6 protein-coding genes are annotated in these 6,752 nt (G+C 71.7%); all 6 read left to right on the top strand.

The window, feature by feature from the left end; all coding sequences use genetic code 11:
• Positions 1–140: 140 nt before the first annotated feature.
• The 6 genes from I0C86_RS39210 (at position 141) to I0C86_RS39185 (ending at position 6,722) form a co-directional block, all read left to right on the top strand.
• Complete coding sequence (locus I0C86_RS39210) at positions 141–872, top strand: response regulator transcription factor (protein WP_196206375.1); 732 nt, start codon at positions 141–143, stop codon at positions 870–872.
• Between the two features lie 170 nt (positions 873–1,042).
• Positions 1,043–2,587: a signal recognition particle protein gene (gene ffh / locus I0C86_RS39205; RefSeq protein ID WP_196206374.1), complete on the top strand. Its 1,545-nt coding sequence runs from the start codon at positions 1,043–1,045 to the stop codon at positions 2,585–2,587.
• A 96-nt stretch (positions 2,588–2,683) separates the two neighbouring features.
• On the top strand, positions 2,684–3,262 hold the full coding sequence (locus tag I0C86_RS39200; RefSeq protein WP_196206373.1) for a Uma2 family endonuclease: 579 nt from the start codon (positions 2,684–2,686) through the stop codon (positions 3,260–3,262).
• 266 nt (positions 3,263–3,528) lie between these two features.
• Positions 3,529–4,608 (top strand): amidohydrolase family protein, encoded by a 1,080-nt coding sequence (locus I0C86_RS39195; protein WP_196206372.1) that lies wholly within the window; start codon positions 3,529–3,531, stop codon positions 4,606–4,608.
• Between the two features lie 54 nt (positions 4,609–4,662).
• On the top strand, positions 4,663–6,069 hold the full coding sequence (proS, locus tag I0C86_RS39190) for a proline--tRNA ligase (RefSeq protein ID WP_196206371.1): 1,407 nt from the start codon (positions 4,663–4,665) through the stop codon (positions 6,067–6,069).
• Between the two features lie 8 nt (positions 6,070–6,077).
• Complete coding sequence (locus I0C86_RS39185) at positions 6,078–6,722, top strand: DUF402 domain-containing protein (protein ID WP_196206370.1); 645 nt, start codon at positions 6,078–6,080, stop codon at positions 6,720–6,722.
• Positions 6,723–6,752 lie beyond the last annotated feature (30 nt).

Raw genomic sequence — 6,752 nt, 5'->3', positions numbered from 1 at the left:
GGGGTGGCGGGTCCGGGCGCGGGCCACGGGCTGACCGGGATGCGGGAACGGGTCGGCGCCCTCGGCGGCGCCCTGGAGGTCGGACCGCGTCCCGGTGGCGGGTTCCGGGTCTTCGTCCGACTGCCCGCGGAGCCCCGAGGATGACCGGGGACGGCGCCGGGGCGGGGCCGGCGGGGCGGGGCCCGACGACCGGAGACGGGACCGGGCCGTCGCCGACCATCAGGGTGCTGATCGCGGACGACCAGGACCTGGTCCGGCTCGGCCTGCGGGCCCTGCTGGAGAGCGAGCCGGACCTGCGGGTGGTCGGGGAGGCGGCGGACGGGCTGGGCACGGTCGAGCTGGCCCGGCGCGAGCGTCCCGACGTGGTGCTGATGGACGTCCGGATGCCGGGGATCGACGGTATCGAGGCGACCCGACGGATCGTCGCCGATCCGGAGCTGACCGGTACCCGGGTCGTCGTGCTGACCACGTTCGAGTTGGACGAGTACGTCTTCGACGCGCTGCGGCACGGTGCCAGCGGTTTTCTGACCAAGGACACCCGGCCGGTCGAGCTGCTCCGGGCGGTCCGGTTGGTGGCCGGGGGTGAGGCGCTGTTGTCTCCGTCGGTGACCCGACGGGTGGTCCGGGAGTTCGCCACCCGGCCGTCCCGGGTGCTCCGGCCGCATCCACAACTGGACACCCTGACCGAGCGGGAGCGGCAGATCGTCGGTCTGGTCGGCGAGGGACTCAGCAATGCCGAGATCGCCGCCCAGTTGCTGGTCAGCCCGGCCACCGCCCGTACCCATGTCAGCCGAGCCATGATCAAGTTGGCTGCCCGGGACCGCGCCCAGTTGGTGGTCTTCGCCTACCAGTCCGGCCTGGTCGAGCTGTGAGCCGACCGGTGTGCCGGCGGTGCGCGGAGCGGTACGGCCGTCTCGACTTGGTCCCGGGCTCGGCGGCGCGGAGGCGCCGGATGGAGCGGGCGGCTACCCTTGCCATGGCCGGGCACCCGTGGTTCGGCCACGTCATGCTCGGGTGAATACGACAAACGGGATGCTGCGCCGTGTTTGATACTTTGAGTGACCGCCTGTCCGGGATCTTCACGAAGCTGCGTGGCAAGGGCCGGCTCACCGACGCCGACATCGACGCCACCGCCCGGGAGATCCGGCTGGCGCTGCTGGAGGCCGATGTCGCCCTGCCCGTGGTCAAGGGTTTCATCGGCAGTATCAAGGAGCGGGCGCGCGGCGCCGAGGTGTCGCAGGCGCTGAACCCGGCCCAGCAGGTCATCAAGATCGTTCACGAGGAACTCGTCGGTGTGCTCGGCGGCGAGGGCCGCCGGTTGCAGTTCGCCAAGCAGCCGCCCACCGTGATCATGCTCGCCGGCCTCCAGGGCTCCGGTAAGACGACCCTGGCCGGAAAGCTGGCCGGTTGGCTCAAGGGCCAGGGTCACCAGCCCCTCCTGGTCGCCGCCGACCTCCAGCGTCCGAACGCGGTCGGCCAGTTGCAGGTGCTCGGCGGCCGGGCCGGGGTGGAAGTCTTCGCGCCGGAGCCCGGAAACGGTGTCGGTGACCCGGTCCAGGTCGCCAAGGCGTCGATCGAGCACGCCCGCCGCGCCGCCCGGGACATCGTCATCGTCGACACCGCCGGCCGGCTCGGCATCGACGCCGAGATGATGGCGCAGGCCGCCGCCATCCGGGACGCGGTCGACCCCGACGAGGTCATCTTCGTCATCGACGCGATGGTCGGACAGGACGCGGTACGGACCGCCGAGGCGTTCCGGGACGGCGTCGGCATCACCGGCGTGGTGCTGTCCAAGCTCGACGGCGACGCCCGGGGTGGTGCCGCGCTCTCGGTACGCCAGGTCACCGGCCAGCCGATCCTCTTCGCGTCCACCGGTGAGAAGCTGACGGACTTCGACGTCTTCCACCCGGACCGGATGGCCAGCCGGATCCTGGGCATGGGCGACGTGTTGACCCTGATCGAGCAGGCGGAGCAGGCCTTCGACGCCGATCAGAAAGAAAAGATGACCGCCAAGCTCATGGGCGGCGAGCAGTTCACCCTGGAGGACTTCCTCGACCAGTTGATCGCGGTCCGCCGGATGGGTCCGATCGCCAACGTGCTGGCGATGATGCCCGGGATGGGGCAGATGAAGGACCAGTTGGCCGAGGTCGACGACAGTCACTTCGACAAGGTCACCGCGATCATCCGCTCGATGACGCCGGGCGAGCGGACCAACCCGAAGATCATCAACGGATCCCGGCGCGCCCGGATCGCCACCGGCTCCGGGGTGACCGTGATGGACGTCAACCAGCTGCTCAACCGCTTCACCGAGGCGCAGAAGATGATGAAGCAGATGGGCGGCATGATGGGCCTGCCGGGCGGCCGGCGGAAGGCGACCAAGTCGCCGAAGAACAAGCGCAAGGGGACCAAGGGCGGCGGTCGGCCCCGGGCCGGCGGCGGCCCGGCCGGCGGTTTTCCGGCCGGCATGCCGCAGCTTCCGCCGGGGATGGACCCGTCGGCGCTGCCGGGTGGCCAGGGCCTGCCACCGGGGTTCAAGCTGCCGAAGCTGGACTTCAACAAGCTCACCAAGCGCCCAAACGAGAAGTGACGGCGACGACGGACACGGTGTCCGTCTCCGGGTGCGTGGGACGGACAGCGATAACCTGACTGCGTAGGGTGACGGCAATCCGGGGAAGGAGTGGTCATGACCGCGGCGCCGATGCTGCCGGAGCGGCAGGAGTGGACGGTCGACGACCTCGGCGAGTTGCCGAGGGACCTTCCGTACGAACTGATCAACGGAAGGTTGATCGTGCCGTCCCCCACACACCTGCACCAGGACCTCTGTGTTCGTGTCCTCCTCGCGTTGGAGGCCAACTGCCCACCCGAGTATGTGGTGAGCATCGACCTCTCGATGAGGGTGAACCGGCGCAACGAGCCCCGGCCCGACGTGGTGGCGCTGCGGCCCGACCACGTCGCGCGCAGCCCCGTCCCGGTCGAGGACGCCATCCTCGCCGTCGAGGTCATCTCGCCCGACTCCACCTTCCGCGACATGTACGACAAGGCCCGTGTCTACGCTCATGCGGGCGTGCCGACCTACTGGGTCATCGACCCGCTGCACGAGCGCATGACGCTCACCGAGATGGTGCTCGGGCCTGCCGGCGAGTACGAACCGGCCGTCCACACCGATGACGTCTTCACCACCGAGCGGCCCTGGAAGGTGACCGTCGACCTGCCGGCGCTCACCGCCCGCTGGGCCGGCCTGCGCGGGCGCGGCGAGGCCTGAACCGCCGACGGCGTGAGGTGTGAGCGGTCGACGGCGTGAGGCCTGAACCGCCGACGGCCTGAGGTGTGAGCGGCCGACGGCGTGAGGCCTGAACCGCCGACGGCGTGAGGTGTGAGCGGCCGACGGCGTGAGGCCTGAACCGCCGACGGCGCGAGGCGTGAGTAGCCGACCGCGTGAGGCGTGACCGCCGGAACCCGGCGAGGCGTAGCGCGCGGAACGAGCCCGGTGCCGTGCTTCGGGAGCCATGATCCGGTAGGAATGTGCGCATGGCGCTGCACGTGCGAGGAGTCCTGCTGCCGGACGACGAGGTCCGCGACCTGTGGTTGGTCGGCGACCGGGTCACCTACGAACCGGTCGCCGGGGCGGTCACGGTCGCCGACGGAGGCTTCGTGCTGCCCGGCCTGGTGGACGCACACTGCCACATCGGGATCGCCCGGGGGGCGGTGCCGATCGAGTCGCTCGACCAGGCCCGCGAGCTGGCCACCATCGACCGGGACGCCGGAGTACTGGCGATCCGGGACGCCGGCTCGCCGTACCCGTATCCCGAACTGGCGGACGAGCCCGAACTGCCCCGGCTGGTCCGCGCCGGGCGGCACATCGCGCCGCCCCGGCGGTATCTGCGGGACATCGGGGTCGAGGTGGAGGCGGACGCCGTACCGGCGATGGTGGCCGAGCAGGCCCGGGCGGGCAACGGCTGGGTCAAGCTGGTCGGTGACTGGATCGACCGGGGGGTCGGCGACCTCGCACCGGCCTGGGACCCGGTCACCATGGCCGCCGCGGTGGACGCCGCGCACGCGGCCGGGGTCCGGGCCGCCGTGCACACCTTCTCCGAGTCGGCGGTCGAGATCATGGTCCGGGCCGGGGTGGACTCGGTGGAGCACGGCACCGGGCTGAGCGTCGACCTCGTTGACGAGATGGCGAGGCGCGGCACGGCACTGGTGCCCACAATGATCAACATTGACACCTTCGGCGAGATCGCCGACCGGGCCCGGGACAGGTTCCCCGGGTACGCCGAGCACATGCTCGCGCTGCGCGACGGCTTTCCGGCGGTGGTCCGGGCCGCGTACGAGGCCGGGGTGCCGATCTACGTCGGTACCGACGCGGGCGGCGGTATCGACCACGGCCTGGCCGCCCGGGAGATGCTGCTGCTGCACGAGCGGGCCGGGATGTCCCGGCTGGACGTCCTGGCGGCGGCCTCCTGGCGGGCCCGGGACTGGCTCGGCCTTCCCGGACTGGTCGAGGGCGGCCTCGCCGACCTCGTCGTGTACGCCGCCGACCCCCGGACCGACCTGCGGGTGGTCCAGGCACCGGACCGGATCGTGCTGCGCGGCCGGGTGGTCCGCTGACCCCGGCCGCCCCGCACGGTCCCGCGCCAGCATCGGCGCCTAGGATGTGCCCTCATGGCACGCGTGCTCACTCCCCGTGCGGAGGATTTCCCCCGCTGGTACCAGGACCTGATCGCCAAGGCGCAGCTCGCCGACAACGGGCCGGTCCGGGGGACCATGGTCATCCGACCGACCGGCTACGCCATCTGGGAACGGATGCAGGCCGAGATGGACGGCCGGATCAAGGTGGCCGGCGCGGAGAACGCGTACTTCCCGCTGTTCATCCCGGAGAGCTACCTGCGCCGGGAGGCGCAGCACGTGGAGGGGTTCTCTCCCGAACTGGCGGTGGTCACCCACGGTGGCGGCAAGCAGCTCGCCGAACCGATCGTGGTCCGGCCGACCAGTGAGACGGTGATCGGCGAGTTCATGGCCAAGTGGGTCGACTCCTACCGGGACCTGCCGCTGCTGCTCAACCAGTGGGCCAACGTGGTGCGCTGGGAACTGCGGCCCCGGGTCTTCCTCCGGACCACCGAGTTCCTGTGGCAGGAGGGGCACACCGCGCACGCCGACGAGGCCGACGCGCGGGCGTACGCCCGGAAGATCCTGCACGAGGTGTACGAGGACTTCATGGTCAACGTGCTCGGCATCCCGGTGCTGGTCGGCCTGAAGACCGCCCGGGAGCGGTTCGCCGGTGCCACCCACACGTACACCCTCGAGGGGATGATGGGCGACGGCAAGGCGCTGCAGATGGGCACCTCGCACGAGTTGGGGCAGAACTTCGCCCGCGCCTTCGACATCACGTACACCTCGGCCGAGCGCGCCGTCGAGCACGCCTGGACCACCTCCTGGGGCAGTTCCACCCGGATGCTCGGCGGCCTGATCATGGCGCACGGTGACGACAACGGACTGCGGGTGCCGCCCCGGCTCGCGCCGATCCAGGCGTACGTGATGGTGGTCAAGTCCGGCGACGGGGTGACCGAGGCCGCCACCAAGCTCCGCGACGCGCTGCGTGACGCCGGGATCCGGGTCGGCTTCGACGACCGGGTCGACACCCCGTTCGGCCGCCGGGCCGTCGACGCCGAGCTGAAGGGCTATCCGGTACGCGTCGAGGTCGGTCCCCGCGACCTTGCCGCCGGTAACGCGGTGCTGGTGCGCCGGACCGGCGGTTCGAAGACCCCGGTGCCGGTGGCGGACGTGGTGTCGGCGGTGCTCGCCGCGCTGGAGGCCGACCAGCGGACGCTGCACGACGAGGCGCTGGCGCTGCGCGAGTCGCGTACCGCATCGGTGGACACCCTGGACGAGGCGATCGAGGCGGCCGGCGCGGGCTGGGCGCTGGTGCCGTGGTCGGCGGTCGGGGTCGAGGGCGAGGCGAAGGCGAACGCCCAGGCCGTCACGGTGCGCTGCCTGCGCCGGGCCGACGGCTCGGTCCCGGACTCGGAGGACGAGCCGGAGCTGACCGCCGTCCTGGCCCGCTCCTACTGACCGCCCGGATGCGCTTTCCACGGGGTCGCGTCGTCCTGCACCGCAACGTCCGGCGCGGGCGGATCGGCTGGGTCCGCCCGGCCCGGGTGGTCAGCGACGACGACCGTGGCCTGCTGCTCTGGATCGCCCGGCGGACACCGGTGGCCAGTGAGGTCACCGAGGATGGCCGCGGCATGCGGGCCATGCCGTTCACCGAGTGGGTGACCTCGGCGTACCGGCTGCACGTCGCGACCTGGGACGGTCCGCCGCTGCTGAAGTTCCTGCCGACCGGGGCGAACCACTCGGTCTGGTTCTTCCGCGACGCGGACGACCGGTTCGCCAGCTGGTACGTCAACCTGGAGGAGCACGGTGTCCGCTGGGACGACGGCGAGCTGGCCGGCGTCGACGTGGTGGACCAGGACCTCGACGTCGTGGTCCGGCCCGACCACAGCTGGGAGTGGAAGGACGAGGGCGAGTTCGCCGAGCGGCTCGCCGTTCCGGAGCACTACTGGGTGCCGGATCCCTCGGCGGTGCGGGCCGAGGGGGAGCGGGTGATCAAGCTGGCCGAGGCCGGCGAGTTCCCGTTCGACGGCACCTGGTGTGACCTCGTACCCGACCCGGACTGGACCGTGCCGACGCTGCCGCCCGGCTGGGACCGCCCGCCGGTGCGCTGAACCGCCGCCCGCTGCCCGCCGCCCGCTGCC

Origin of the sequence: Plantactinospora alkalitolerans, assembly GCF_015690345.1 — a bacterium.
Lineage (GTDB): Bacteria > Actinomycetota > Actinomycetes > Mycobacteriales > Micromonosporaceae > Plantactinospora > Plantactinospora alkalitolerans.
The sequence above is the reverse complement of the archived record's forward strand: the minus strand, read 5'-3'. Positions and strand labels throughout refer to the sequence as shown.

Coding starts and splice junctions, on each gene's coding strand:
- I0C86_RS39200 (WP_196206373.1), top strand. CDS start 2,684: ATGACCGCGGCGCCGATGCTGCCGGAGCGGCAGGAGTGGACGGTCGAC.
- I0C86_RS39195 (WP_196206372.1), top strand. CDS start 3,529: ATGGCGCTGCACGTGCGAGGAGTCCTGCTGCCGGACGACGAGGTCCGC.
- I0C86_RS39210 (WP_196206375.1), top strand. CDS start 141: ATGACCGGGGACGGCGCCGGGGCGGGGCCGGCGGGGCGGGGCCCGACG.
- proS (WP_196206371.1), top strand. CDS start 4,663: ATGGCACGCGTGCTCACTCCCCGTGCGGAGGATTTCCCCCGCTGGTAC.
- I0C86_RS39185 (WP_196206370.1), top strand. CDS start 6,078: ATGCGCTTTCCACGGGGTCGCGTCGTCCTGCACCGCAACGTCCGGCGC.